Origin of the sequence: Streptomyces inhibens, assembly GCF_022221585.1 — a bacterium.
Classification (GTDB): domain Bacteria; phylum Actinomycetota; class Actinomycetes; order Streptomycetales; family Streptomycetaceae; genus Streptomyces; species Streptomyces inhibens.
The window spans coordinates 7,955,634-7,981,131 of the sequence record NZ_CP084681.1 but is presented as its reverse complement, the minus strand read 5'-3'; the positions used below and the strand labels follow the sequence as shown (position 1 = coordinate 7,981,131).

Sequence of the window (25,498 nt, the reverse complement as noted above, 5' to 3'; positions counted from 1 at the left end):
GGAGCGGTGCGGCGGGCGGCATTGCCCGAAGCGGACGTATGCCCGCCCATCGGGCACACCGTCCGCCGCACCGTGGCGGGCGGTCAGTCCTCGTGCCCCAACTGGAGGTCGCGTTCGGTGCGGCCGCCGCCCGCCACCTGGAGCACGGTGGCCACCGGCGGGTATCCGGCGGCGATCACGGTGTATTCACCGGCCGACAGATCCACGAAGCGGAACAGCCCGTCGGCTCCCGTGGTCGCGGTGTCGACGACATTGCCGGCGGCGTCCAGGAGGGTGACCCTGGCGTCCTCGACGGGCCGGCCGCCACCGGCACGTACGGTGCCGCGCAGCACCGCGCCGCCGGCGAGTTCGATGTCCTGGCGGGTCTCGCGGGACGCCTGGACGGTGACCGGGAGGGCGGCCGGACGGTACGCCGGGGCGCTGGAGGCGAGGGTGTACTCGCCGGCCACCAACTCCCCGATGACATAGCCGCCTTCGCGCCCACTGCGGGTGGTCGCGACGACCTCGCCACGGACATCGGTGAGGGTGACCATGGCATCGCGTACGGGTGTGCCGTCGGCGGTGGTGACGGTGCCCGCGAGGCGCCCCGCGCCGCCGAGCACCACATCCAGTTCGACCGGCCGCTCGCCGACGGTGACGGTCACCGCCTGCGGCTGGTGTCCGCCGGCGGCCGCGATCAGCACGTACGAGCCGGAGCCCGGCGTGCTGAGCGCGTACCGCCCGTCCTCGCCGGTGGCGCCGCGGCCGATCTGCCGGCCGGCGACGTCGATGAGGGTGAGCGCGGCGCGCGGCACGATGGAGCCGTCGTGGTGCCGTACGGAGCCGCACACGGGCAGGCCGGCCGCGAGGTGCGCGGTGCCGCCGTAGCCGTTCGACCGGGAGTACGTGGCGCCGGAGCCACGGGAGTCGGTGGCGGGCGGGTCCGCGGCGGAGCGTGCCTGCGGCACGGCTGAGGTGTCGGCCGGGTCGCCGTACGACGCATGCGGGGTCGGGGTGGCCTGCGGGGCAGGAGAGACGTGGGACACCAGGGGTTTCTCTTTCAGGAAGAAGGCGAGCACAAGGCCCAGGACGAGCACCGGCACGAGGTAGAAGAAGATCCCCGGCATGGCATGCGCGTACGCGGCGATATAGCTGTCGCGCAGCGAGGCGGGCAGCGCGCGCACCAGTTGCGGGGTGATCGACTCCGGGTCGGGCAGCTGCGTCGACTTCGGCAGCCGGTCGCCGAGTTGGCGGGCCAGCCGGTCGGCGAAGAGGGTGCCGAAGATGGCCGCGCCGACACTGCCGCCGATCTGCCGGAAGTAGTTGTTGGCACTGGTCGCGGTGCCGAGATCACAGGTGCGTACGGAGTTCTGCACGGCGAGCACCAGCACCGGCATGACGAAGCCGATACCGAGGCCGAGGACGCCCATCCAGAGGCTGTAGACCTCGCGCGGGGTGTCCTGCTGCATCCGCGACAGCAGCCACATCCCCCCTGCGGCCACCGCGCAGCCCAGGACGGGGAAGATCTTGTAGTGCCCGGTGCGGCTGATGAGCCGGCCGGAGAGGACGGAGGCGAGGACGATGCCGCCCATCATGGGCAGCATCAGCAGTCCGGACTCGGTGGCCGAGGCGCCGTCGACCATCTGCAGGAAGGTCGGCAGATAGCTGGCGGCGCCGAAGAGCGCGATGCCGACGACGGCGCCGATGAGGCCGGTGACATTGAAGATCGAGTCGCGGAACAGCCGCAGCGGGATCAGCGGTTCGGCGGCGAAGTGCTCGACGGCGAGGAAGAGCAGGGCGGTGCCGAGCGCGCCGGCGCCGAGGCCGAGGATGACCCGCGAGTTCCAGGCGTACTCGGTGCCGCCCCAACTGGTCAGCAGCACCAGGCAGGTGGAGAAGGCGGCGAGCAGCAGCGCCCCGGCGACGTCCAGCCTGGGGCGGCCGGCGCGCCGGGGCAGCTTGAGGACGAAGGTGATGACGAGGAGCGTCAGCACACCGAACGGGACGTTGAGGTAGAAGCACCAGCGCCAGGAGGCATGGTCGGTGCAGAAACCGCCGATCAGCGGGCCGGCCACGGAGGCGAGGCCGAAGGCGGCGCCGATCAGGCCCATGTAGCGGCCGCGGGCCCGTGGCGGTACGACATCGGCGATGATCGCCTGGACGCCGATCATGAGCCCGCCACCACCGACGCCCTGCACGGCCCGGAAGATGATCAGTTCGTCCATGGTGCGCGACCAGCCGGCCAGCGCCGAGCCGGCGGTGAAGACGAGGATCGCGAAGAGGAAGACGGGCTTGCGGCCGAAAAGGTCGCCGAGCTTGCCGTAGAGCGGCAGGCCGATGGTCGACGCGAGGAGGTAGGAGGTCACCGCCCAGGACATCGCGCCCAGGCCGTGCAGCTCACCGACGATCTTCGGGAGCGCGGTGGCGACGATGGTCTGGTCGAGGGCCGCGAGCAGCAGCGCCAGCATCAGGCCGAGGAAGACCATGCGGACGCGGCGGGGGCTGAGGGGCACCGGCGCACCGCCGGGGCCGGGGTTCCCGGTTCTGCGTGCGGCGGCCGGAGCCGTTGCCGCGCCGGGTGTGGGCGGATCGGTCCACTCGATCCGCTCGCTCAGGGTGGTCCCGCCCACGTGCTGCTCCCCTCGTCACGCCTGTTGCCGCCCAAGTTCTCGCATTGGGCGACAACACCGATCAAGCGCGGCGAATGGGTACGTGCGGGGCGGGAGCGGACGTCAAGTACGTTGCTCCGGGCGCCCATTGGGCTCCCATCAGGGCTTTCCGTACGGAAGGGCCCCGGCGGGACCGACACTTCGGCCCACCGGAAACCACCCGAACCGGTGAGCGTGACGGAATCTACTCAGGGTGACCGGAGTGACGACCGATCACTTCTCCACTTCCTTGGCGAGGTTGGCGAGGAGGGCGTCGTAGATCCGGCCGAGCCCCTTGGGCGCGAAGGTCCGTTCGAAGAAACCGCCGATACCGCCGGCGCCCTGCCAGGTGGTGGTGACGACGACATTGGCGCGGCCCTCGCCGGCCGGGGTGACGATCCAGGTGGTCACCATGGAGGAGTTGCGGTCCTTCTCCACGAGCTGCCCGTCGGTCGGCTCGTCGACCTCCAGCAGACAGTCGCGCACCCGCTTGCTCGTGGCCTGGAGCTTCCAGTGGACGAGGGTGCCCTTGCCGTCGCCGCCCTCGCGGACCTCGTACTCACTGAAGTGCTCGGGCAGCAGCTTCCGGCGCGTGCCGGTGTAGTCGGCGAGCGCGTCGAACACGTCCTCCGGGTCCGCCGCGATCTCGCGCTGCGTGGTGGCCTCGACCTGACCCATGTGTGTCTTCCTCCAGTAGTCGGCTGCCGGTCCTGCGGTGCGCCGCCAAGCCAACCACCCCTCGGCGGCGCACCCAAATTCAGGGCCACCAAGCCACAAGGGAACATGTGTTCTATTATTGCGAACGGGGGGCTCGGCAGGATCCGAAGGAGGCCCGATGCGCTGGGACAATCTGGGCGAAAGCCCATCCGCCCTGTTCGGCGCGGACGTCGTCAGCCGGACGATCGACACCCCCGAATTCCGCGGGATCACCTTCCACGAGGTGCGCGCCCGCTCGATCGTGAACCGTGTCCCGGGCGCCTCGCGCATGCCGTTCGAATGGACCGTGAACCCCTACCGCGGCTGCAGCCACGCCTGTGTGTACTGCTTCGCGCGCAAGACGCACAGCTATCTCGACCTGGACACCGGGCAGGGCTTCGACTCGCAGATCGTGGTCAAGGTCAACGCCCCCGACCTGCTGCGCCGCGAGCTGGCCGGGCGCCGCTGGCGCGGTGACCACATAGCGATGGGCACGAACGTCGACTGCTATCAGCGCGCCGAGGGCCGCTACCGCCTGATGCCCGGCATCATCGCGGCGCTGCGCGACCACGCCAACCCCTTCTCCATCCTCACCAAGGGCACGCTGATCCTGCGCGACCTGGAGCTGCTGCGGCAGGCCGCCGAGGTCACCGACGTCGGCATCTCGGTCTCCGTCGGCTTCCTGGACCGCGAGCTGTGGCGCACCGTCGAGCCCGGCACCCCCGCCCCGGAGCGCCGGCTGGACGTGGTGCGTACGCTCACCGCGCACGGCATCCCGTGCGGGGTGCTGATGGCCCCGGTGATCCCGTTCCTCGGGGACGCTCCGGAGCAGCTGCGGGCCACGGTCCGGGCCGTCGCGGAGGCCGGCGCCGGCTCCGTCACCCCACTCGTCCTGCATCTGCGGCCCGGCGCCCGCGAATGGTTCATGGCGTGGCTGGGCCACCACCACCCGCATCTGGTGCGGCGCTACGAGACGATGTACGCCGACGGCGCCTACGCCCCCACGTGGTACCAGCGCCGGATCACCCGTCAGGTCCATGAACTCGCCGCGGAGTACGGCATCGGGCCGGCCCGGCCCGGTGAGGCCCGCCGGATCCCGCCGCCGTCCGCGGATCCCGGCAGCGACCCGGCCGAGGCCCCCGACACCTCCGCGGAACCGACCCAGTTGACCCTGCTCTGACCGCGCGAGGGTCAGGGCAGGGCCTTCGGATCAGCACGAGGGGGCCGGAGCCGCCTCCAGGGCCCGTGCCAGACGGTTGCGCGCCTCCGTCTGGGCGGCGATCCGCTCGTCGATGACGGCGAGCCGCTCACGGGCGATCCGCAGCCCCTCCGGTGACGGCGGGGCGGTGGTCATGTCGCCGTCCAGACAGTCGCTGAAACAGTAGACATCGGCGAGCGTGAGCCCGGCCGCCAGGAGGTGGCGGATATTGGCGACCCGTACGGCCGCGCCGGCGTCGTAGACGCGATAGCCGTTCGCCGCCCGCTCCGAGACGATCAGCCCCTCGCGTTCGTAGTTGCGCAGCGCGCGCGGCGACGCCCCCGTGGTCTGCGCCAGCTCCCCGATCCGCACCGGGCCACCTCCCCGTCCGTGCACCGTTCTACCAGGGCGGGGTGGGCGGGCGCGGCCCGGCCCGCCCCCGCACGGGCCGCCCCTCGGCCCCCTCGTCATCCGACGACCGCTCCCCCGTCGACCGGAAGGACCACCCCGGTCACGAACGACGCGTCCGGCGCGGCGAGCCGGGTCACGGCCCAGGCCACCTCCTCGGGACGGCCGACCCGCCCCATGGGCGTGTGCTCGATCTGCCACTTCCGGATGGCCGCCCGCTGCTCCAGGGACCAGCCCTGGTGCAGCGCGATCGGGGTCTCGATCGCACCGGGAGCCACCGCGACCACCCGTACGCCGCGCGGCGCGAGCTCCACCGCCCAGCTGCGGGTGAGGAGTTCGAGCCCGGTCTTCGTCGCGGCGTAGACCGAGTTGCCCGGCCAGCCCCGCTGGCCGACCGAGGTGCTGATGTTGACCACCACTCCGCCGGTCCGCTCCAGGTGCGGCACGGCCTCCTGTGTCAGCAGTACCGGCGCCACGAGGTTCGTCGCCAGCTGTGGGGCCATCCCCTCCTTGGTGAAGCTGCCCAGCGCCCCGCTGCCCACCACCGCGGCGTTGTTGACCAGCACATCCAGTCGTCCGTACGTCTCGACCACGTGGCGTACGAGGTCCTCGGGCACGCCGTCAGCGGTGATATCGGCGGCGTACGGCACGATCTCGCCGTCCCCGGTGGCGGCCCCCGCCACCGTCTCCGCCAGCGGTCCGGGTCTGCGGCCCACCGCCAGTACCCGTGCCCCTTCCGCCGCGAAGGCGTGGGCGGTGGCCCGCCCGATCCCGGTCCCGGCGCCGGTGACGATCACGACCCTGCTGTCCGTCCCGGGCTCGACCGGCCCGGTGTGCGTTGTGCGTTCCATACCGGGAGTCTCGAACCCTGACGCCAGGGGCAAGGTCAAGCGGCTCCCGGACTTCCGTCCGGGGAAACCCTCTTGACGGGCCGCCTAACCTCTCCGGCATGGATGGGACTGTTGAGCGCGCCCCCGCGCGGCCGTCACACCCCGTACGGATACGGGAGATGACCGAAGCCGATATCGAAGCGGTCTCCGCGGTGCGGGTCCACGGCTGGCAGAAGGCCTACCGCGGGCTGATGCCACAGGCGTATCTGGACGCGATGAGCGTGGCGGCGGATGCCGAGCAGCGGCGGTCGTGGTTCGGGCGCCGGTCGCCGGAGGTGTCGGACCTGGTGGCCGAGCGGGACGGCGAAGTCGTCGGCTGGGCGTGTGTCGGCCCGGCCCGCGACCCCGATATCGCCCCGGCAGCCGGGGAGTTGCCCGCGCCCCGCCCGACCGCGGGCGAACTGCTCGCCCTCTACGTGGCACCCGGCCTGATCGGCACCGGCATCGGACGCGCCCTGCTGTCCGCCGGCACCGCCCGCGCCCGGGCGAGCGGCTTCCACACGCTGTACCTGTGGGTGGTACGCGGTAACTCCCGCGCCCAGCGCTTCTACGAGCGGGCCGGTTTCGTACCGGACGGTGCCGAGGAGGCGTCCGAGGTGGGCGGCAGCAGCGTCCCGGAACTGCGCTACCGGCGCTCTCTGGCCTAGGGGTGTCCGACGTCGGAGGCCGCGTCGATCCAGGTCCTGGGCGAGGCCGACGCCCACTCCGACATCGAGGCGTACCTCTACATCCAGGACGACCGTCTCGCCGCCTTCGACGACGAACTGCACGACCGCATCAGCGGCCTCCTGGAGAACCACCGCTGAATACCGTCTCTGGGGCCGCCGGACCATCCGGCCCGTGGGCCCCACCCGACCCGTCGCCCCCGGGCCGGTGCGCCCCTGGTCCGTCGGCCTTGGCCCGGCCGGCTAGCCGGACAGCCCCTGGCCCCCGCCCGGCCCCGCGCCCCGCTCCGGGCCGGGGCCCCGGCCGGCTCCGCGGGCCGCGGGGCCGTGTGCCCCGCCGTCCGGCCCGTCCGGCGTCTCGGGGTCGGCCGCCGCAGGAACGTCCTCGTGCACCCCCAGCCGCGCCAGTGACGCAGCCGCGGCGGCCGCCAGCCGTGGATGGGCGACGGCGGCGGTGAGGCTGGGGACGGCCCGCCGGTCGCCCAGTGCGCCCAGGCCCTCGACGCAGGCGAGCGCCACCCGCCAGTAGGGGTTGTGCGGGGTCAGCAGCCGTTCCAGGGTCGCGATCAGCGCAGGTACGGACTGCGGTGCGCGCAGTTCGGCGAGCAGCCGGACCGGGTGCAGGGCGTAGGCGGTGCGCAGCGGGTTGGTGGCGAGCGCGGCCGCGGCACGGGCGGTGCGCGGGTCGCCGAGCCGGCCCAGGGCGTGCGCGGCGGTGGCGCAGCGCACCGGGTCGCGGTAGTTCAGCAGCAGCACGAGGGGCTCGAAGGCCCGCTTGTCGCCGGCGCAGCCCAGGATGAAGGCGGCGATCTCCCGGGCCCACAGGGGGCGTTCGACGGCGACCAGCATCCGGGCGAGTTCCTCGCGCCCGGCCGGGGTGTTCTTACGGGCCAGCCCCAGCAACCGCTCGTAAGCGACCAGATCCTGTGGGGAGCGGAGTTCGGCCCGCACCCGGTCCGTCAACTCGTGGAATTCGTCTTCCATTTGCCGCTTCCCTCCCACCGGGCCGCCCCGGTTCCTGCGACGTGGTCTGCACCACAGCCTAATGACCCGCGCTACCCCTGGCGCTCTGGTTACCCACCGGTTAACCTGCTGGAACGAGCAGCACCACTGCTCGGGCGGCCTGGTGACGCAGCCGCCACAGAGTGAAGTCGGTTCGGCACCACACAGCACGACACCTGTACGGAGAACACGGCACGGCCCCGGGACAGGGCCCGCCGCATCTCCCCACCGCCGGCGCTGCCAGCAGCGCTGCGGCTCCTCGCGGCTCACCGCCGCGGGTTCCGCCGCCGCGTCTTCGCTGCTCCTCGCGTCCGCGCGGTTACCCCTCAGTCGTCACTTCTCCCCTGCCCTCAGGGGAACACCCTCAGGAGTCTCGCGATGGGCCCTCAGTCCACCCCTGATCTCTCAACCGAAGTCTCCCCTCTGTCCCTTTCGACCGTGGCCGTCGTCGGCCTGGGCACCATGGGCACCGGCATCGCCGAGGTCCTGACCCGCGCCGGCCGCGAGGTCATCGGTATCGACACCGACGAAGCCGCGGCCCGCAATGCCGTCGCCACCCTCGAAGGCGCCACCGCCCACGCCATGCGGCGCGAGCGGATCACCGAGCAGGAGCGGCAGGACATCCTGGCCCGCTTCCGCACCTTCACCGATCTGCAGGCCGCCGCGGACGCCGATCTCGTCATCGAGGTGGTGCCGGAGGACTACGAGCTCAAGCGGCAGGTCTTCGCCGAGCTGGACGCCGTGGTGCGCCCGGACACCATCCTTGCCACCGGCACCAACGCACTGTCCGTGACGCGCCTCGCCGCCGACTCACAGCGCCCCGAGCGGGTGCTCGGCGTGCACTTCTTCAACCCCGCGCCGGCCATGAAGCTGGTCGAGGTGGTCTCCTCGGTGCTCACCGCGCCGACCGCGGTCGCGGCCGTCACCGAGCTGGCCCGCGACCTGGGCAAGGACCCGATCGCCGTCGGTGACCGGCCCGGTTTCGTCGCCGACGGCCTGCTGTTCGGCTATCTGAACCAGGCCGCCGCGATGTACGAGTCCAAGTACGCGACCCGTGAGGACATCGACGCCGCGATGCGGCTCGGCTGCGGCCTGCCCATGGGCCCGCTCGCGCTGCTCGACCTGATCGGCGTGGACACCGCCCGTACGGTCCTGGAGGCGATGTACGCCGAGTCGAACGACCGGCTGCACGCCCCCGCGCCGATCCTGGGCCAGCTGGCCGAGGCGGGGCTGACCGGCCGCAAGGCGGGCCGCGGCTTCTACACGTACGACGCCCCTGGCAGCGCCACGGTGGTGCCGGACGCGAAGAGCCCGGCGGCCGCCGACGGAACCGCCGCCGGCCGTACCGTCACCGGCGTCGGCGTGGCCGGTTCCGGGACGATGGCGAGCGGGATCGCCGAGGTCTTCGCCAAGGCGGGCTACAAGGTCGTGCTGGCCGCGCGCAGCCTGGAGAAGGCGGAGCTGGCCAAGGCCAGGATCGCCAAGTCGCTGGGGCGCTCCGTGGACAAGGGCCGGCTGACGGCCGAGGCCCGGGATGCCGCGCTGGCGGCGATCACCCCGGCCGGGTCGCTGGACGCGTTCGCGGACGTGGACCTGGCGGTCGAGGCGGTGGCCGAGGACCTGACGGTCAAGCAGGAGCTCTTCAAGACACTGGACAAGGTCTGCAAGCCCGGCGCCGTCCTGGCCACCACGACCTCCTCGCTGCCGGTCGTGGCCTGCGCCCGCGCCACCTCGCGCCCGCAGGACGTCATCGGCATGCACTTCTTCAACCCGGCACCCGCCATGAAGCTGGTGGAGATCGTTCGTACGGTCCTGACGGCCGACGATGTGCACGCCACGGTGCGGGCGGTGTGCGCCAAGGTCCGCAAGCACCCGGTGGACTGCGGCGACCGGGCCGGTTTCATCGTGAACGCGCTGCTGTTCCCTTACCTGAACAACGCGATCAAGATGGTCGAGGAGCACTACGCGACCCTGGACGACATCGACGCCGCGATGAAGCTCGGCGGCGGCTACCCGATGGGCCCGTTCGAACTCCTCGATGTGGTCGGCCTGGATGTCTCGCTGGCCATCGAGAAGGTGCTGCACGCCGAGTTCCGCGACCCCGGGCTTGCCCCGTCGCCGCTGCTCGAGCACCTTGTCGCGGCGGGCTGCCTCGGCCGCAAGACCGGCCGCGGCTTCCGTGAGTACGCCCGGCGCTGACGCGTGGTGGCGCCCCCGCCCGACCGGGGGAGGCTGGGGTGGACTGCTGGAACCCGACGGCGGTCCACCCCCGCTGACAAGGGCGGAGGCGGCACCTCATGCCGCAGGCCGGGTAAATATGCAGTACCGTCCCCACATGTCCCAGCCCGCTCGCCCGCAGCCGTCCGACGCCCCCGACACCAGCACTCCCGGCACCCGCCGGGCGGCCGCGCAACGACTCAAAATGCGCCGCGAATTGTCGGCGGCGGCCATGGAGTTGTTCGCGACCAAGGGCTACGAGGCGACGACGGTCGACGAGATCGCGGCCGCGGCGGGCGTCGCCCGGCGCACCTTCTTCCGCCACTTCCGCTCCAAGGAAGAGGCGATCTTCCCCGACCACGACGACACCTTGGTCCGCGCCGAGGCCGTCCTGGACGCCGCCCCGCCGCACGAGAACCCTCTCGACACGGTGTGCCGCGGCATCAAGGAGGTCATGCGGATGTATGCGGCCTCCCCCGCCGTATCGGTGGCCCGCTACCGGCTGACCCGCGAGGTACCCACCCTGCGCGAGGCCGAGATCGCCTCGGTGGCCCGCTACGAGCGGCTGTTCACCCGCTATCTCCTGGGCCACTTCGACGAGGGCGCCCACCGCGAGGGCGACGACGACCCGCTGCTCGCCGAGGTCGCCGCGTCCGCCGTGGTCACCGCGCACAACCACGTGCTGCGGCGCTGGCTGCGGGCCGGCGCGGAGGGCGATGTCGAGGCCCAGCTCGACCATGCCTTCGAGATCGTCCGGGAGACCTTCGGCGCCGGCATCGGCGCGGGCCGCACGGACACCGGGGAGCGCCCCCCGGCGGCCGTCTCGCGGGAGGGCGAGGTGCTGGTCGCGGTGGCCCGCACGGACGCGCCGCTGGACGAGGTCATGCGCACCATCCGCAAGGCGATCAAAGACCGGAAGTGAACCGCTGACCGACCGACCCGGCTCGCTCGCACCGCCCACGGCGACATGGCGGATGCGGGCGGGCCGGACCGGCTCCGGCCGCACCCCGGCGCCGACCGGGCCGCGACACGGATGGCCTAATCCGATCCCCGCGTACGCTGCGTACACGGGGATTTTCTTTGTGTCACCTCCAGGCCTCCCATCGGGGCATCTGTTGCTCATGCGTGCCCCCTGGATGACATCTGAGAGAAATTCTTGGCACTCAGTGTCTTGCTGCATGGCACGCGGTGTCATACGTTGAAGGTGTCCGGGCGGCCGGCGCGCAGAGAACCAACGCGCGCCGGCTGTCCCACCAGCCATACGTGGCTGCCCGCCCGGACGCCTGCGTCACAGGCAACCTCCCAGCTACGGCTGGGCTCCGTGCTCGCTTTGCTTCCAAAGCCCTTGTCACGAGCAAAGGCGAAGCGAAGCCGGCGCTGCCAGGCCCCGTGTCCGACGCCTCTGCGACAACAGCAGAGGCGGCGGACACGGAGCCACCCCGGCCGAACCGACGGCACCACCTCCGCACCACCCCCGACGTTCCCTCAAGCCGTTTCCCTCAACGCGCTTCGCCGGAGGCACACCGTGAACGAAATCCTGGACGCAATCCTTGCGCCTGACAGCACCCGCGACGACTTCGCCGCGCTGCCCATACCCGAGTCCTACCGCGCGGTGACCGTGCACAAGGACGAGGCCGAGATGTTCGCCGGCCTCACCACCAAGGAGAAGGACCCCCGCAAGTCGCTGCACGTCGAGGACGTGCCGGTGCCCGAGCTCGGGCCCGGTGAGGCGCTGGTGGCCGTGATGGCCTCCTCCGTGAACTACAACTCCGTGTGGACCTCGATCTTCGAGCCGATGTCCACGTTCGGATTCCTGGAGCGCTACGGCAAGCTCTCCCCGCTCACCAAGCGCCACGACCTGCCGTACCACGTCATCGGCTCCGACCTGGCCGGCGTGGTGCTGCGCACCGGGCCCGGCGTCAACGCCTGGGGCCCCGGCGACGAGGTCGTCGCGCACTGCCTGTCCGTCGAGCTGGAGTCCTCCGACGGCCACAACGACACCATGCTCGACCCCGAGCAGCGCATCTGGGGCTTCGAGACCAACTTCGGCGGTCTGGCCGAGATCGCGCTGGTCAAGTCCAACCAGCTGATGCCCAAGCCCAAGCATCTGAGCTGGGAGGAGGCGGCGGCACCCGGCCTGGTCAACTCGACCGCGTACCGCCAGCTGGTGTCCCGCAACGGCGCCGGGATGAAGCAGGGCGACAACGTCCTGATCTGGGGCGCGAGCGGCGGCCTCGGCTCGTACGCCACCCAGTTCGCGCTGGCCGGCGGCGCCAACCCGATCTGCGTGGTCTCCTCCGACCAGAAGGCGGAGATCTGCCGGAAGATGGGCGCCGAGGCGATCATCGACCGCAACGCCGAGGACTACCGGTTCTGGAAGGACGAGCACCACCAGGACCCCAAGGAGTGGAAGCGCTTCGGCAAGCGCATCCGCGAGCTCACCGGCGGCGAGGACGTGGACATCGTCTTCGAGCACCCGGGCCGGGAGACCTTCGGCGCGTCCGTGTACGTGACCCGCAAGGGCGGCACCATCGTCACCTGCGCCTCGACCTCGGGCTACAACCATGAGTACGACAACCGCTACCTGTGGATGTCGCTGAAGCGGATCGTCGGCTCGCACTTCGCCAACTACCGCGAGGCGTGGGAGGCCAACCGCCTGATCGCCAAGGGGAAGATCCACCCGACCCTGTCGCGGACCTACACCCTGGAAGAGACCGGGCAGGCGGCGTACGACGTGCACCGCAATCTGCACCAGGGCAAGGTCGGCGTGCTGGCGCTGGCGCCCGAGGAGGGCATGGGCGTGCGCGACGAGGAGATGCGCGCCAAGCACCTCGACGCCATCAACCTGTTCCGTAACGCGTAGGCGGAGCGGGCCCACAGGCACAGTCGGAACGTCTGAGGCACTGCAGACGTTTGAAACACGAAGATGCGAGCCTGATATGACAGAGCGTCAGAAGGATCGTCCGTGGCTGATGCGGACATACGCCGGGCACTCCACCGCCGAGGCGTCCAATGAGCTGTACCGGCGCAACCTCGCCAAGGGGCAGACCGGCCTGTCGGTCGCGTTCGACCTCCCGACGCAGACCGGTTACGACCCCGACCACGTCCTCGCCCGCGGCGAGGTCGGCCGGGTCGGGGTCCCGGTGTCCCATCTCGGTGATATGCGGCGGCTGTTCCAGGACATCCCGCTGGACCAGATGAACACCTCGATGACCATCAACGCGACCGCCATGTGGCTGCTCGCGATGTACCAGGTGGTCGCCGAGGAGCAGGGCGCCGACATCACCCAGCTGTCGGGGACGACGCAGAACGACATCGTGAAGGAGTATCTGTCGCGCGGGACGCATGTCTTCCCGCCGGGGCCGAGCCTGCGGCTGACCACCGACATGATCACGTACACGGTGGCCAACATCCCCAAGTGGAACCCGATCAACATCTGCAGCTACCACCTGCAAGAGGCCGGGGCCACACCGGTCCAGGAGATCGCGTACGCCATGTCCACCGCGATCGCGGTGCTGGACGCGGTGCGCGACTCCGGGCAGGTGCCGCCGGAGAAGTTCGGCGATGTCGTCGCCCGTATCTCGTTCTTCGTGAACGCCGGCGTCCGGTTCATCGAGGAGATGTGCAAGATGCGCGCCTTCGGCCGCATCTGGGACAAGATCACGCAGGAGCGCTACGGCATCGAGAACCCCAAGCAGCGGCGCTTCCGGTACGGCGTGCAGGTCAACTCGCTCGGTCTGACCGAGGCGCAGCCGGAGAACAACGTCCAGCGGATCGTGCTGGAGATGCTGGCCGTCACGCTCTCCAAGGACGCCCGCGCCCGTGCCGTCCAACTCCCCGCCTGGAACGAGGCGTTGGGGCTGCCGCGGCCCTGGGACCAGCAGTGGTCGCTGCGTATCCAGCAGGTCCTGGCACACGAGAGCGATCTGCTGGAGTACGAGGACATCTTCGCCGGTTCGCATGTCATCGAGGCCAAGGTGGACGCGCTGGTCACCGACTGCCTGGCCGAGATCGAGCGGATCCAGGAGATGGGCGGCGCGATGGCCGCGGTGGAGTCCGGCTACCTCAAGTCGCAGCTGGTCTCCGCGCACGCCGAGCGGCGGGCCAGGATCGAGGCCGGCGAGGAGAAGATCGTCGGCGTCAACTGCTTCGAGGGCACCGAGCCCAACCCGCTCACCGCGGACCTCGACACGGCCATCATGACCGTCGACCCGGCCAACGAGGCACGTGTCGTCCAGGCACTGCACGAATGGCGGGACAACCGCGACGAGGGGCGCGCCCAGGAGTCGCTGTCGGTGCTGAAGAAGACCGCGGCGGGCGACGGCAACCTCTTCGCGGCCACCCTGGAGTGCGCGCGTGCCGGTGTGACGACCGGTGAGTGGGCCTGGGCACTACGGGATGTCTTCGGCGAGTTCCGGGCACCCACGGGCGTCTCCAGCGCTCCGCTGGCGGTCGCCGCCGAGGAGGGCAGCCCGCTCGCCGCGGTCCGCGAGAAGGTCGCCAAGACCGCGGCCGAGCTCGGCAGCGGCAAGCTGCGGCTGCTGGTCGGCAAGCCCGGCCTGGACGGGCACAGCAACGGCGCCGAGCAGATCGCCGTACGGGCCAGGGATGCCGGCTTCGAGGTGATCTACCAGGGCATCCGGCTGACCCCGGAGCAGATCGTCTCGGCGGCGGTCGCCGAGGACGTGCACTGCGTGGGTCTGTCGATCCTGTCCGGCTCGCACGCCGAGCTGGTGCCGGACGTACTGGCCCGGCTGCGCCGCACCGGCGTCGACGACATGCCCGTCATCGTCGGCGGAATCATTCCGTCCGCCGATGCGACCGCGCTCCGGGAGGCCGGAGTGGCGGCCGTGTTCACCCCCAAGGACTTCGGTATTACGGAGATCATCGGCCGTATCGTCGACGAGATCCGGAAAGCGAACCAGCTCGACCCTCTGGAGGTCCCTGCATGAGCCAGGCCCACCCGTCGCCTGTCAATCGCCTGCGCCCGCGGCGCTCCTGCCTGGCCGTCCCCGGCAGCAACCCGCGCTTTCTGGAGAAGGCCCAGGGCCTCCCGGCCGACCAGGTCTTCCTGGACCTGGAGGACGCCTGCGCGCCGCTCGCCAAGGAAGGCGCCCGGCACAACATCGTCGACGCGCTGAACGGCGGCGACTGGACCGGCAAGACCCGGGTCGTGCGGGTCAACGACTGGACGACCCACTGGACGTACCGGGACGTCATCACGGTCGTCGAGGGCGCGGGCCCCAACCTCGACTGCATCATGCTGCCGAAGGTGCAGGACGCCCAGCAGGTCGTGGCGCTGGATCTGCTGCTGACGCAGATCGAGAAGACCATGGGCTTCGAGGTCGGCAGGATCGGCATCGAGGCGCAGATCGAGAACGCCAAGGGCCTGGTGAACGTCGATGAGATCGCCGGCGCCTCACCGCGCCTGGAGACCATCATCTTCGGCCCGGCCGACTTCATGGCGTCCATCAACATGAAGTCCCTGGTGGTCGGCGAGCAGCCGCCCGGCTATGGCGCGGATGCCTACCACTACATTCTGATGCGCATTCTGATGGCGGCCCGCACCTACGATCTGCAGGCCATCGACGGTCCGTACCTTCAGATCAAGAATGTTGACGGCTATCGCGAGGTCGCCGGCCGCGCCGCCGCCCTCGGCTTCGACGGCAAGTGGGTGCTGCACCCCGGTCAGGTCGAGGCCGCCAACGAGGTGTTCTCCCCCTCCCAGGAGGACTACGACCACGCCGAGCTGATCCTGGACGCCTACGAGTGGTGCACCTCGGAGGCCGGCGGCAAGAAGGGTTCGGCGATGCTCGGCGACGAGATGATCGACGAGGCGAGCCGGAAGATGGCGCTGGTCATCGCCGGCAAGGGCCGGGCCGCCGGCATGACCCGTACATCCAAGTTCGAGGCCCCGGAGGCTTAAGCGCGATGCAGTTCGGCCGTACCTACGAAGAGTTCACCGTCGGCGATGTCTACAAGCACTGGCCGGGGAAAACCGTCACCGAATACGACGACCACCTCTTCTGTCTGCTCACGATGAATCATCACCCGCTGCACATGGACAGCAACTACGCGGAGCAGACCACCGACTTCGGAAAGAATGTCGTCGTCGGTAACTACATCTACTCGCTGCTGCTGGGCATGTCGGTGCCCGATGTCTCCGGAAAGGCCATCGCCAATCTGGAAATCGAGTCGCTGAAGCATGTGGCGCCGACCTTCCACGGCGACACGCTCTACGGCGAGACGACGGTGCTGGACAAGACGCCGTCCCGCTCGAAGACGGACCGCGGCATCGTGTACGTCGAGACCAAGGGCTACAAGCAGGACGGCACCCTGGTCTGCGTCTTCCGGCGCAAGGTCATGGTCCCCACGGCCACCTACATCAAGGAGCGCGGCGGCGAGCAGCCCGGCCGCCCGGAGCTGCAGGCCCCTCCGGCCAAGAAGGAGAAGTAGCCATGACCCGTCTCGCGCAGACCGAGGGCCTGACCGACATTCAGCGGGAAATCCTCTCCACCGTCCGCGACTTCGTGGACAAGGAGATCCTGCCGGTCGCCACGGAGCTGGAACACCGCGACGAATACCCGGCACAGATCGTCGAGGGCCTCAAGGAACTCGGCGTCTTCGGCCTGATGATTCCCGAGGAGTACGGCGGCCTGGGTGAGTCTCTTCTCACGTACGCGCTGACCGTCGAGGAGATCGCCCGCGGCTGGATGAGCGTCTCGGGCATCATCAACACCCACTTCATCGTGGCGTACATGCTCAAGCAGCACGGCACGCAGGAGCAGAAGGACTATTTCCTGCCGAAGATGGCGGCCGGTGAAATCCGGGGCGCCTTCTCGATGTCGGAGCCGGCGCTGGGATCCGACGTTTCGGCCATCTCCTCCAAGGGCGTGCGGGACGGTGACGATTACGTCCTCAACGGCCAGAAGATGTGGCTCACCAACGGTGGCACCTCCACGCTCGTCGCGGTGCTGTGCCGTACGGACGAGGGCCACCCGGAGGGCACCGCTCCGCACAAGTCGATGACGACCTTCCTGGTGGAGAAGGAGGCCGGCTTCGGTGAGGTGCGGCCAGGACTGACCATCCCGGGCAAGATCGACAAGATGGGCTACAAGGGCGTCGACACCACCGAACTGATCATGGACGGGCTTCGGATCCCGGCCGATCGGGTACTCGGCGGCGAGACCGGACGTGGCTTCTATCACATGATGGACGGCGTCGAGGTCGGCCGGGTGAATGTGGCCGCGCGCGGCTGCGGTGTCGCCCAGCGCGCCTTCGAGCTGGGCGTTTCGTACGCACAGCAGCGACACACCTTCGGCAAGCCGATCGCCCAGCACCAGGCCATCCAGTTCAAATTGGCGGAAATGGCGACAAAGGTCGAAGCGGCCCATGCGATGATGGTTAATGCCGCTCGCAAAAAGGACTCGGGCCAGCGAAACGACCTCGAGGCGGGCATGGCGAAGTACCTGGCCTCCGAGTACTGCAAGGAGGTAGTGGAAGACGCGTTCCGTATCCACGGTGGCTACGGCTTCTCCAAGGAGTACGAGATCGAGCGCCTCTACCGCGAGGCCCCGATGCTCCTGATCGGTGAAGGTACCGCCGAGATCCAGAAAATGATCATTGGGCGACGGCTACTCGAGGAGTACCGGATCCAGGGGTGAAAGTCCCGTTTGGACCACTTTGGTCTAGACGAAGATCACACCCCGTCATCGTTCTTCGGCCACGGATTGGCTCTGGCTCTTGGCCAGTTGCCGCTCGCAACCGATAGCATCCCCGGAAAGCCGCCGTCCCCCGTATCCATACGCGGCATCCTCCGCTACGAAGGTCATCCATGCCCCACAGCCAATCCTCTGCACAACGCGGTCGCGTCCGCCTCGCGCGCGGAGCGTCGCCGTGGCTCCTGCCGACCGTTGCCACGGCAGCGGTCAGCCTCGCCCGCTCCCGCCGGTCGGGTCGCTGGGCCGCCGTTGCCGTGCCCACCACCGCTCTGGCGGCGGGCATGCTGTGGTTTTTCCGCGACCCCGAGCGGGAGATCGCTCAGGGTCGTGTCATCTCTCCGGCCGACGGCGTGGTGCAGAGCATCATGCCGTGGAAGGACGGACGTACCCGCGTCGCGATCTTCATGAGCCCGCTGAACGTACACGTCAACCGCGCGCCGCTGGCCGGCACCGTGACGTCCGTGGAGCACATCCCCGGCGGATTCGTTCCGGCGTTCAACAAGGAGAGCGAGAACAACGAGCGGGTTGTCTGGCACTTCGACACCGAGCTCGGCGACATCGAGATGGTGCAGATCGCCGGCGCGGTGGCCCGCCGCATCGTCCCCTACGTGCCCGAGGGCACCAAGGTCGAGCAGGGCGAGCGGATCGGGCTGATCCGCTTCGGGTCGCGCGTCGACGTCTACCTCCCGGAGGGCGTCGAGGTGGCGGTCGAGGTCGGCCAGGCGACCACAGCGGGGGTGACTCGCCTTGACCGTGATTGATCCCGAGACACAGGCGGGCTGGGCACCCGAGACCGATGAGGACGAGGACGACATGCCGCTGTCCACGCGGCTGTCAATAGCGGACACCCTCACCCTCGGCAACGCGATCTGTGGCTTCATGGCGGTGTACTTCACCACCACCGGCGTGCTCATCCCGCATCTGACGGGCACCGAGGACGGCGGTATGGCCCGGCACAGCGCCGCGATGGCCGTGATCCTGATGCTGCTCGCATCGGTCTTCGACCTGTTCGACGGGCTGGTCGCGCGCAAGCTGCGGGCCTCGGCGATGGGGGCCGAGCTCGACAACCTCTCGGACCTGATCAGCTTCGGTCTGGCGCCCGCGTACTTCGTCGTGACCTGGGGCATGGTCGCCCTCCAGAACGCGCACCAGCGGGTGTCCCTGGTGGCCGCGGTCGTCGTGCTGCTGGCGGTCGTGCTCCGGCTCGCGCGGTTCTCCTGCGTCACGATCCGTGACGGCATCTTCCAGGGCATGCCGAGCCCCTTCGGCGCCCTGACCGTCGTCGCCATCGTGCTGCTGGAGCTGCCGTTCCTGCCGACGCTGCTGGCGATCATCGGAGTGGCCTGGCTGATGGTGAGCCGGGTCGAGTACCCCAAGCCGCGGGGCCGGCTCGCGGTGGCGATGCTCAGCTGGATCGTGCTCAGCATGGGCATGCTCGCGGCCTGGGCCCTGGACGCCCCGGGCGGCCAGCTGCTGCTGCAGACCGGCTGCTCCCTCCAGGTGGTCCTGGGCGCGATGATCCCGCTGTTCGCGACGGCCCGGAGGGTCAACACCTTCCGCGACAACCGCCGCGAGTCGCGCGCCGAGTCGCGCGCCGCACAGCTCCCCTAGCAAGACCGAGAACCACGCCGAGAGCCCCGAGCGAAGAATTCGCCCGGGGCTCTCGGCATTGTGGTGGGTGCGGCCCGCGCCGGGCCGCACCGCGGCCTCAGACCAGGAAGTCGCGCGCCAGACTCTCCGCCGCACGCTCCAGCAGCGGGCCCGCCTCGGCCATACAGCGGGCCGGGTCGGACTCCAGATCCGTCAGGGCGTACGCACGCTGGATACCGGCCGCACCGAGGGCCTCCTGCGTCAGCTGGAGCCGGCCGCAGACCGCGACCACGTCCAGGCCGGCCGCCCGGGCCGCGGCGGCGACGCCGGCCGGGGCCTTGCCGTGCAGGGTCTGCTCGTCGAGCGAACCCTCGCCGGTGATGACGAAGGTGGCCCTGGCCAGCGCCGGGGCGAAGCCCAGGACGTCGAGCATCACGTCGATGCCCGGCCGGAACGCCGCGTCCAGGCCGACCAGCGCGCCATAGCCGATGCCGCCCGCCGCGCCCGCGCCGGGCGCCAGGGCGTGCTCGGCGGCCTTGGGGCCCACCGCGCGTTCCAGGACCTCGGCATAGTGCGCCAGGGCGGCGTCCAGCGTGGCGACATCGTCCTCGTCGGCGCCCTTCTGCGGCCCGTAGACCGCCGGGGCGCCCTTCGGGCCCGTGAGCGGGTTGTCGACGTCGCTGGCGAGCACGATCGCGGTCTTGGCCAGCCGGAGGTCCAGGCCGGACAGATCGGCCGTGGCCAGCTCGCGCAGCGGGCCGCCGCCGGGGGCGACCGGCGCACCGTCCGCGTCCAGGAACCGGGCGCCGAGCGCCGCGAGCATGCCCGCGCCGCCGTCGGTCGTGGCGCTGCCGCCGACGCCGAAGACGATCGAGGTCGCGCCCGCGTCCAGGGCCGCGAGCAGCAGCTCTCCGGTGCCGTACGTGGTGGCCGTCAGGGGCGCGAAGACGCCTCCCGGGAGGTGCTGGAGCCCGGAGGCCTCCGCCATCTCCACCACCGCGGTGCCGTCCGCACGCAGTGCGAAGGTGGCCGTCACCGGTTCGCCGGTGGGGCCGGTGACCCGCGCCTCGTGCCGGGTGAAGCCGGCTGCGAGGGCGGCCGCGACCGTGCCGTCGCCGCCGTCCGCGACCGGGACGGCCGCCACGTCCAGATCGGGAATCACGCGCCGCAGACCGGTCGTGACATGCTCGGCGACCTCGACGGCCGTGAGCGAGCCCTTGAATTTGTCCGCGGCGATCAGCACATGTGCTGTGTTTGTCCTTGCTGCGTCCGCCACCGTGTTTCCCCTTGCTTTCGAGCTGGCAGTCGCGCCGCTGCGACCTTATCCGGCCGGCGGCCCCGCGAACAGGGCACTTGGGTCCGAAGCGAGCCACGCGCCTTCTCGCGCGCCCTCGAAGATCCACCGGGCAGGCTCTAGGCTCGCGCCGTGACGACCATGGACTACGCCACCTATATCGCCGGCCTGCCTCGTGTGCTCGCGGGCGCGGGCGCCATCTTCCGTGACGCGGAGGGCCGCATCCTGCTCGTGGAGCCCAACTACCGCGACACCTGGATCCTGCCCGGCGGCACCGTCGAGTCGGACGCCGGTGAATCGCCCCGCCAGGCCGCCCGTCGCGAGACCGCCGAGGAGATCGGCCTGGACGTCGAGCTGGGCCCGCTGCTCGCCGTCGACTGGGTACGCGGGGAGAGCCGGCCGCCGCTGGTGTCGTATCTCTACGACGGCGGGGTGCTGGACGCGGCCTGGTTCGCCGCGATCCGGCTGCAGGAAGAGGAGCTGCTGTCCTGGCGCCTGGTGCACTGGGAAGAGGCCCGGACGCTGGTGAACCGGGAGATGGCACTGCGCATCGGCGCCGCCCTCAAGGCCCTCGCGGACGGCCGCGGACCGGCGGAGCTGGAGGACGGTCTGCCGCCGGCCGGAAGCTGACGGTCCGTCGGTGTGCGGCGGGAACCGTCACCGACGCAGGTGGATGCGTGCCGGGTCGGCGTACGTTCTGGGTGCCCAGGGACCGCCGGGTGGTGGGGGCCCGATGCGGCTGCCGCCGGTGCCGGCGCGCCGCGTCGGCCGAACGGGCGGAGGATGACGCGGCGCCCATTGCCGGGTCTCCTCCGCGGGAACGGCAAGGGCATGAGCCACTCACACGGGTCCGCCGCCGGATACAACGGTGTCGTTGGGCTCTCCTCGCACTCCCCGCATCGAGCGGCAGGTGATCACACGTGAGAGCTTTTGTTCTCCGGAAGGTCGGTGAGGTCGGCGTCATCGAGAAGCCGGTCCCCGAACCCGGCCCCAATGACGCGGTCGTGCGCACCACCGCGGCCATGGTGTGCACAACCGATGTGCACACCATGAGGGGCGCGATTCCGGTCGCTCCGGATGTGACATTGGGGCATGAGGCGGTCGGTGTCGTCCATGCGCTCGGCTCGGCCGTCGAGGGACTGGCCGAAGGCCAGCGCGTCGCGGTGGCCGGGGTCACGCCCTGCTTCCAGTGCGATTCCTGTCAGCGCGGGTTCTCCTCGCAATGCCTCGGGCGGATGCTGGGAGGCGCCCGATTCACCAACCGGCGGGACGGCAACATGGCCCAGTACTTTCTCGTCAACAACGCCCAGGCCAACCTCGCACCGATTCCCGAAGGGCTCTCCGACCACAAGGCGTTGTACGCCACCGACATGCTCTCCACCGGGTTCGTCGCCGCCGAACACGCGGAACTCGCCCTGGGCGAAACCGTCGCGATCTTCGCCCAGGGCGCGGTGGGGCTGTCGGCGACGATCGGCTGCCGGCTGCGCGGCGCGGGCCTGATCATCGCCGTCGAGTCGGTTCCCGCCCGTCAGGATCTGGCCCGCCGCTTCGGCGCCGATCTGGTCGTCGACCACACACGGTGCGATCCGGTCGCGCGGATCCTGGAGCTGACGGACGGCCAGGGGGTCGACGCAGCCATCGAGGCGCTCGGCACCCCTCAGACCTGGGAGGCAACCTTTCGGGTCACGAAGCCGGGAGGGCGCATTTCCAACGTCGGGTACCACGGAGAGGTGCCCGAGCCGTTGAAGATCCCCCTGGAACCGTTCGGATACGGCATGTCCGACAAGCAGGTCTACGGCGGGTTCAACCGCGGAGGCCGCGGGTGGCTTCGGCGGATCTTCCGGTTGATGGAGACCGGGAAGGTCGATCCCACGCCCATGACCACGCACGAATTCGGCTTCGACGAGATCGAGCGGGCATTCCGGATGATGGCATCGAAAGAGGGGGGAATCATCAAGCCGCTGATTCACTTCGACGCGGACAGCGCGTAGGCGTGGGGAGCTGCTGTCCTGGTGGACGGTCTGACGCCTTCGGGGGGCTGACGGCATGTCGGCGTGAGGCCGGCCGCGGGCCCCGCGAAAACCGTTCCCGCTCTGCAGGGGCCGCGTCCTAGGGTGTCCGTCATGGAAGCCATCGACGCCATTGCCGCCAAGGTCGCTCAAGTACCGGGAGTGGTCGGGGTGATGCTCGGGGGCAGCCGGGCGCGCGGCACCCACCGCGCGGACTCCGACTGGGATCTGGGCGTCTACTACCGGGGCGAACCGGATCTGCCCGCGCTGGAGGCGCTCGCCGCGGAGGTGACCGGCGGCCCGGTCGAGGTGTACGGGCCGGGGGCCTGGGGCGCGTGGGTCAACGGCGGGGCGTGGCTCGAACTGCCCGACGGCAGCCATGTGGACTGGATCCTGCGGGACGCCGACCGGGTGCGGCGGGTGTGGGACGACTGCCGCGCGGGCCGCTTCGAGACCGGCGTCCAGGCCGGTCATCCGCACGGCTTCTGGTCGCCCGCCTACCCGGGCGAGGTGGCGCTGGGCCGGGTGCTCGCCGACACCGACGGGGAGCTGGCCCGCCTCAAGGACGAGGCCCGGGCCTACCCGGAGGCGCTGCGGAAGGCGCTGGCCGGCGCCGCGGTCTGGGACGCGGGGTTCTCGGTGGCGATGGCGGGCAAGTCGTACACCGCCCAGGACGTACTGCATGCCGCCCTGTGCCTGTCCCGGGCCGTCGGCAACCTCGTCCAGGCCCTGCACGCGCACCACCGCACCTGGTGCCTCAACGAGAAGGGCGCCCTCGCGGCGGCCGCCGCCATGCCCCACACGCCGCCCGGGTTCGGCGCCCGCGCCACCGCCCTGCTCGGCCAACTCGGGCGGACGGAGGAGGAGTTGCGGCAGTCACTGACGGAGGCGGAGCGCCTGGTGGCGGAGGTACGGGGCGTGGTCGGCGCGGAGAGCCCGGCCTAGGTCCTGTCGTCAAACTCCCGCCGTCCGCACGGAGGGCGGGCGGGAGTTTGACGCCAGGGCCTAGGCCGGGTCCGTACCCCTCCCCTGTAGGACGGGTCCGCACCCCTCCCCTGAGCCGCCGGCATTGCGCGGCGGTGTCAGCGGCTGATGCCTACCGCATGGCCGTAGGTCTGCGGGTCGTCGACGAAATCGAGCATGGCGCGGGCCACATCGGCGCGGGCGAGGGTGGCGCCGGCCGGGCCGGCCTCGACGGCGTGGCGGTAGCGGCCCTCGCCGGGCTTGTCGAGCAGGCGGGGCGGGCGGACCGCCGTCCAGTCGAGGTCGCTGTCGCGCAGTACGGCCTCCATCCGCTCCAGGTCGGTGTAGAGCTCCTTGAGGACCGCCCACAGGAGAGGGCTGAACACCCTGCGGGTGAGGAACGACTGGCCGGCGCCGGTGCGGTTGAGCGGGGCCGCGCTGACCACGACGAGGCGCCGTACGCCGGCCGCGGTCATCGCCTCGACCACCGCGCGGGCCGAGGTGGAGGCGGGCCGCAGCGGGTCGTGCCGGCCGGCCTGGCCGATGCCGGAGAGCACCGCGTCGGCGCCGTCGATCACCGTCTTGACGGAGGCGGCGTCGAGCGCGTCCGCGCGGGCAACGGTCAGACGCTCGTGCCGCACGGTCAGCTTCTGTGGGCTGCGCAGCGCGGCGGTCACCTCGTGCCCGTCGGCCAGGGCCTGCGTGACGAGCTGGCGGCCGACGCCGCCCGATGCACCGAGAACGGTGAGTTTCATGGCCTCTCCCAAGAGGGGGTAATGGGGGGAGCGAAGGGGTGAGTGAACACTTACCCACCAGTGTGGGTAAGTGTTCACTCACCTGTCAAGGTAAGCTCCTGCCATGACCCCAGACGCCGCCGCTCCCCTGACCGGAGGCGCCCTGACGCGCTCCCGCATCCTCGACGCCGCCGCCGCGCTGATGACGACCGTGGGCCTGACGCGTACGACGACGAAGCAGATCGCCCGGGAGGCGGGATGCTCGGAAGCGGCGCTCTACAAGCACTTCCGCAACAAGGAAGAGATCTTCGTCCGGGTGCTGCACGAGCGCGCACCCCGGTTCTCGGACGCGATGGAGCAGCTGCCGCGCAGGGCGGGCGACGACCGCGGACCGGCCGTACACCTCAAGGAGGTGGCGCTGGCCGCCGTCCGCTTCTACCGCCGCTCCTTCCCGATCGCCGCGTCACTCTTCGCCAGCCCGGAGCTGCTGGCGACGCACCGCCGCAAGCTGGACGAGCTGGGCACCGCCGGTCCGCAGAATGCCACCCAGCATCTGGCCGCGTATCTGACGGCCGAGCAGAAGCTGGGCCGGGTCTCGACCGGCATCGACCCGCACGCGGCGGCCACCCTGCTGATCGGGGCCTGCTTCCACCGCGCCTTCCTCGACCTGTTCTTCGGCAGCGAGGCGCCGGCCGGTGCCCTGCGGCCCGAGGGCGAGGAGGAGTTCGCGGCGGAGACCGCACGGGCGCTGCTGGACGGCCTGACGCCGCGGGGCGGGTCCACCACGGCCACGCCGTAGCCGCCGGCCCTCCCCAACTGCCGGCCCTCCCCAACTGCCGGCTCTCCTCAACTGCCGACTCTCCTCAACTGCCGGCCCTCCTCGGTCGCCGGCACGCCTCGGTCGCCGGCACGCCTCGGTCGCCGGCTCCCGTCAGCCGCAGGCCTCCGCCGGGAACAGGGCGTGGTCCGTCCGCTCGAAGGCGAGCAGCCGGCGCTTGCGGTCGAGGCCGCCGCCGTAGCCGGTGAGGCTGCCGTCGGCGCCGACGACGCGGTGACAGGGCACGATGATGCCGACCGGGTTGCGCCCGTTGGCCAGGCCGACCGCGCGGGCCGCGGACGGGGTGCCGAGCTGTTCGGCGAGCTGCCCGTACGAGAGCGTCTCACCGTAGGGGATCGTGCACAGCGCCGCCCAGACGCGGCACTGGAAGGGCGTGCCGCGCAGCGCGAGCGGCAGGTCGAAGGTGGTCAACTCGCCGCGGAAATAGGCCCGGAGCTGGGCGATGGTCGCGGTGAACGGCGGCTCGTCGGGGTCCGCCGGGTCGCCGAAGGTCTCCTGGGGCGGGCGGTGGCGCTGGTCGGTCATGTAGAGCCCGGTGAGGGCATCGCCGGCGGCGACGAGGGTGAGCGGGCCCACCGGGGTGTCGTCCAGGACGGTGTGGGTGAGGGGCGCGTCGGGCGCGGGTGCGTGCACGGTCATGGCTGCG

At 70.8% G+C, this 25,498-nt stretch carries 23 protein-coding genes; 15 read left to right on the top strand and 8 right to left on the bottom strand.

What is annotated here, in order from left to right; genetic code table 11:
- Positions 1-83 precede the first annotated feature (83 nt).
- Together KI385_RS35795 and KI385_RS35790 are read right to left on the bottom strand one after the other, a co-directional pair.
- A complete protein-coding gene (locus KI385_RS35795; RefSeq protein ID WP_281066936.1) occupies positions 84-2,609 on the bottom strand; it encodes an MFS transporter in 2,526 nt (841 codons plus the stop codon).
- 252 nt (positions 2,610-2,861) lie between these two features.
- Positions 2,862-3,305 (bottom strand): SRPBCC family protein, encoded by a 444-nt coding sequence (locus KI385_RS35790; RefSeq protein ID WP_238576193.1) that lies wholly within the window; start codon positions 3,303-3,305, stop codon positions 2,862-2,864.
- Between the two features lie 157 nt (positions 3,306-3,462).
- Between KI385_RS35790 and KI385_RS35785 the strand changes: the two genes are divergently transcribed.
- Positions 3,463-4,503 (top strand): Rv2578c family radical SAM protein, encoded by a 1,041-nt coding sequence (locus KI385_RS35785; RefSeq protein WP_238576192.1) that lies wholly within the window; start codon positions 3,463-3,465, stop codon positions 4,501-4,503.
- A gap of 30 nt (positions 4,504-4,533) precedes the next feature.
- Here the strand turns inward: KI385_RS35785 and KI385_RS35780 are convergent, their stop codons facing one another.
- Both KI385_RS35780 and KI385_RS35775 read right to left on the bottom strand, forming a co-directional pair.
- Positions 4,534-4,893: a MerR family transcriptional regulator gene (locus KI385_RS35780; RefSeq protein WP_238576191.1), complete on the bottom strand. Its 360-nt coding sequence runs from the start codon at positions 4,891-4,893 to the stop codon at positions 4,534-4,536.
- Positions 4,894-4,988: 95 nt separating this feature from the next.
- On the bottom strand, positions 4,989-5,780 hold the full coding sequence (locus KI385_RS35775) for an SDR family NAD(P)-dependent oxidoreductase (protein ID WP_238576190.1): 792 nt from the start codon (positions 5,778-5,780) through the stop codon (positions 4,989-4,991).
- Between the two features lie 158 nt (positions 5,781-5,938).
- Here KI385_RS35775 and KI385_RS35770 point away from each other — a divergent pair, with 158 nt between their 5' ends.
- A complete protein-coding gene (locus KI385_RS35770; protein WP_238577995.1) occupies positions 5,939-6,466 on the top strand; it encodes a GNAT family N-acetyltransferase in 528 nt (175 codons plus the stop codon).
- A 261-nt stretch (positions 6,467-6,727) separates the two neighbouring features.
- Here KI385_RS35770 and KI385_RS35765 read toward each other — a convergent pair whose 3' ends face one another.
- Positions 6,728-7,468, bottom strand: a complete 741-nt coding sequence (locus KI385_RS35765; RefSeq protein ID WP_238576189.1) for a HEAT repeat domain-containing protein — start codon at positions 7,466-7,468, stop codon at positions 6,728-6,730.
- 396 nt (positions 7,469-7,864) lie between these two features.
- Between KI385_RS35765 and KI385_RS35760 the strand changes: the two genes are divergently transcribed.
- The 9 genes from KI385_RS35760 to pssA all read left to right on the top strand — a co-directional run bounded on the left by KI385_RS35760 (position 7,865) and on the right by pssA (position 19,035).
- The gene (locus KI385_RS35760) at positions 7,865-9,685 is read left to right on the top strand and encodes a 3-hydroxyacyl-CoA dehydrogenase family protein (RefSeq protein WP_238576188.1); all 1,821 of its coding nucleotides are present in this window, start codon (positions 7,865-7,867) and stop codon (positions 9,683-9,685) included.
- Between the two features lie 136 nt (positions 9,686-9,821).
- Positions 9,822-10,625, top strand: a complete 804-nt coding sequence (locus tag KI385_RS35755; RefSeq protein WP_238576187.1) for a TetR family transcriptional regulator — start codon at positions 9,822-9,824, stop codon at positions 10,623-10,625.
- Between the two features lie 603 nt (positions 10,626-11,228).
- Positions 11,229-12,566, top strand: coding sequence for a crotonyl-CoA carboxylase/reductase (gene ccrA / locus KI385_RS35750; protein ID WP_238576186.1), 1,338 nt, complete (start codon positions 11,229-11,231; stop codon positions 12,564-12,566).
- Between the two features lie 76 nt (positions 12,567-12,642).
- Positions 12,643-14,655: a protein meaA gene (locus KI385_RS35745; protein ID WP_238576185.1), complete on the top strand. Its 2,013-nt coding sequence runs from the start codon at positions 12,643-12,645 to the stop codon at positions 14,653-14,655.
- Positions 14,652-15,629 (top strand): HpcH/HpaI aldolase/citrate lyase family protein, encoded by a 978-nt coding sequence (locus tag KI385_RS35740; protein WP_238576184.1) that lies wholly within the window; start codon positions 14,652-14,654, stop codon positions 15,627-15,629. Before KI385_RS35745 ends, KI385_RS35740 begins: the two co-directional genes overlap by 4 nt.
- Before the next feature lie 5 nt (positions 15,630-15,634).
- Positions 15,635-16,159: a MaoC family dehydratase gene (locus KI385_RS35735; protein WP_238576183.1), complete on the top strand. Its 525-nt coding sequence runs from the start codon at positions 15,635-15,637 to the stop codon at positions 16,157-16,159.
- Positions 16,160-16,161: 2 nt separating this feature from the next.
- Positions 16,162-17,367, top strand: coding sequence for an acyl-CoA dehydrogenase family protein (locus KI385_RS35730; protein ID WP_128502426.1), 1,206 nt, complete (start codon positions 16,162-16,164; stop codon positions 17,365-17,367).
- Positions 17,368-17,537: 170 nt separating this feature from the next.
- Positions 17,538-18,185 carry a phosphatidylserine decarboxylase gene (locus KI385_RS35725; RefSeq protein WP_030079423.1) on the top strand — a complete coding sequence of 216 codons (648 nt, stop codon included), beginning with the start codon at positions 17,538-17,540 and terminating at the stop codon, positions 18,183-18,185.
- The gene (pssA, locus tag KI385_RS35720) at positions 18,172-19,035 is read left to right on the top strand and encodes a CDP-diacylglycerol--serine O-phosphatidyltransferase (RefSeq protein ID WP_238576182.1); all 864 of its coding nucleotides are present in this window, start codon (positions 18,172-18,174) and stop codon (positions 19,033-19,035) included. The genes KI385_RS35725 and pssA overlap by 14 nt, the downstream gene beginning before the upstream one ends.
- Before the next feature lie 97 nt (positions 19,036-19,132).
- Here the strand turns inward: pssA and KI385_RS35715 are convergent, their stop codons facing one another.
- The gene (locus KI385_RS35715) at positions 19,133-20,257 is read right to left on the bottom strand and encodes a glycerate kinase (RefSeq protein ID WP_238576181.1); all 1,125 of its coding nucleotides are present in this window, start codon (positions 20,255-20,257) and stop codon (positions 19,133-19,135) included.
- Positions 20,258-20,449: 192 nt separating this feature from the next.
- On the opposite strand from KI385_RS35715, the gene KI385_RS35710 reads away from it, so the two are divergent.
- The 3 genes from KI385_RS35710 (at position 20,450) to KI385_RS35700 (ending at position 23,262) form a co-directional block, all read left to right on the top strand.
- Positions 20,450-20,938, top strand: coding sequence for an NUDIX domain-containing protein (locus tag KI385_RS35710; protein WP_238577994.1), 489 nt, complete (start codon positions 20,450-20,452; stop codon positions 20,936-20,938).
- Positions 20,939-21,228: 290 nt separating this feature from the next.
- Positions 21,229-22,299 carry an NAD(P)-dependent alcohol dehydrogenase gene (locus tag KI385_RS35705; RefSeq protein WP_238576180.1) on the top strand — a complete coding sequence of 357 codons (1,071 nt, stop codon included), beginning with the start codon at positions 21,229-21,231 and terminating at the stop codon, positions 22,297-22,299.
- Between the two features lie 132 nt (positions 22,300-22,431).
- Positions 22,432-23,262: a DUF4037 domain-containing protein gene (locus KI385_RS35700; protein WP_238576179.1), complete on the top strand. Its 831-nt coding sequence runs from the start codon at positions 22,432-22,434 to the stop codon at positions 23,260-23,262.
- Between the two features lie 137 nt (positions 23,263-23,399).
- On the opposite strand, the gene KI385_RS35695 is transcribed toward KI385_RS35700, so the two are convergent.
- Positions 23,400-24,035: an NAD(P)-dependent oxidoreductase gene (locus KI385_RS35695; protein WP_238576178.1), complete on the bottom strand. Its 636-nt coding sequence runs from the start codon at positions 24,033-24,035 to the stop codon at positions 23,400-23,402.
- Between the two features lie 103 nt (positions 24,036-24,138).
- Between KI385_RS35695 and KI385_RS35690 the strand changes: the two genes are divergently transcribed.
- On the top strand, positions 24,139-24,813 hold the full coding sequence (locus KI385_RS35690; RefSeq protein WP_238576177.1) for a TetR/AcrR family transcriptional regulator: 675 nt from the start codon (positions 24,139-24,141) through the stop codon (positions 24,811-24,813).
- A 132-nt stretch (positions 24,814-24,945) separates the two neighbouring features.
- Here KI385_RS35690 and KI385_RS35685 read toward each other — a convergent pair whose 3' ends face one another.
- Positions 24,946-25,491 carry a methylated-DNA--[protein]-cysteine S-methyltransferase gene (locus KI385_RS35685; protein WP_238576176.1) on the bottom strand — a complete coding sequence of 182 codons (546 nt, stop codon included), beginning with the start codon at positions 25,489-25,491 and terminating at the stop codon, positions 24,946-24,948.
- Positions 25,492-25,498 lie beyond the last annotated feature (7 nt).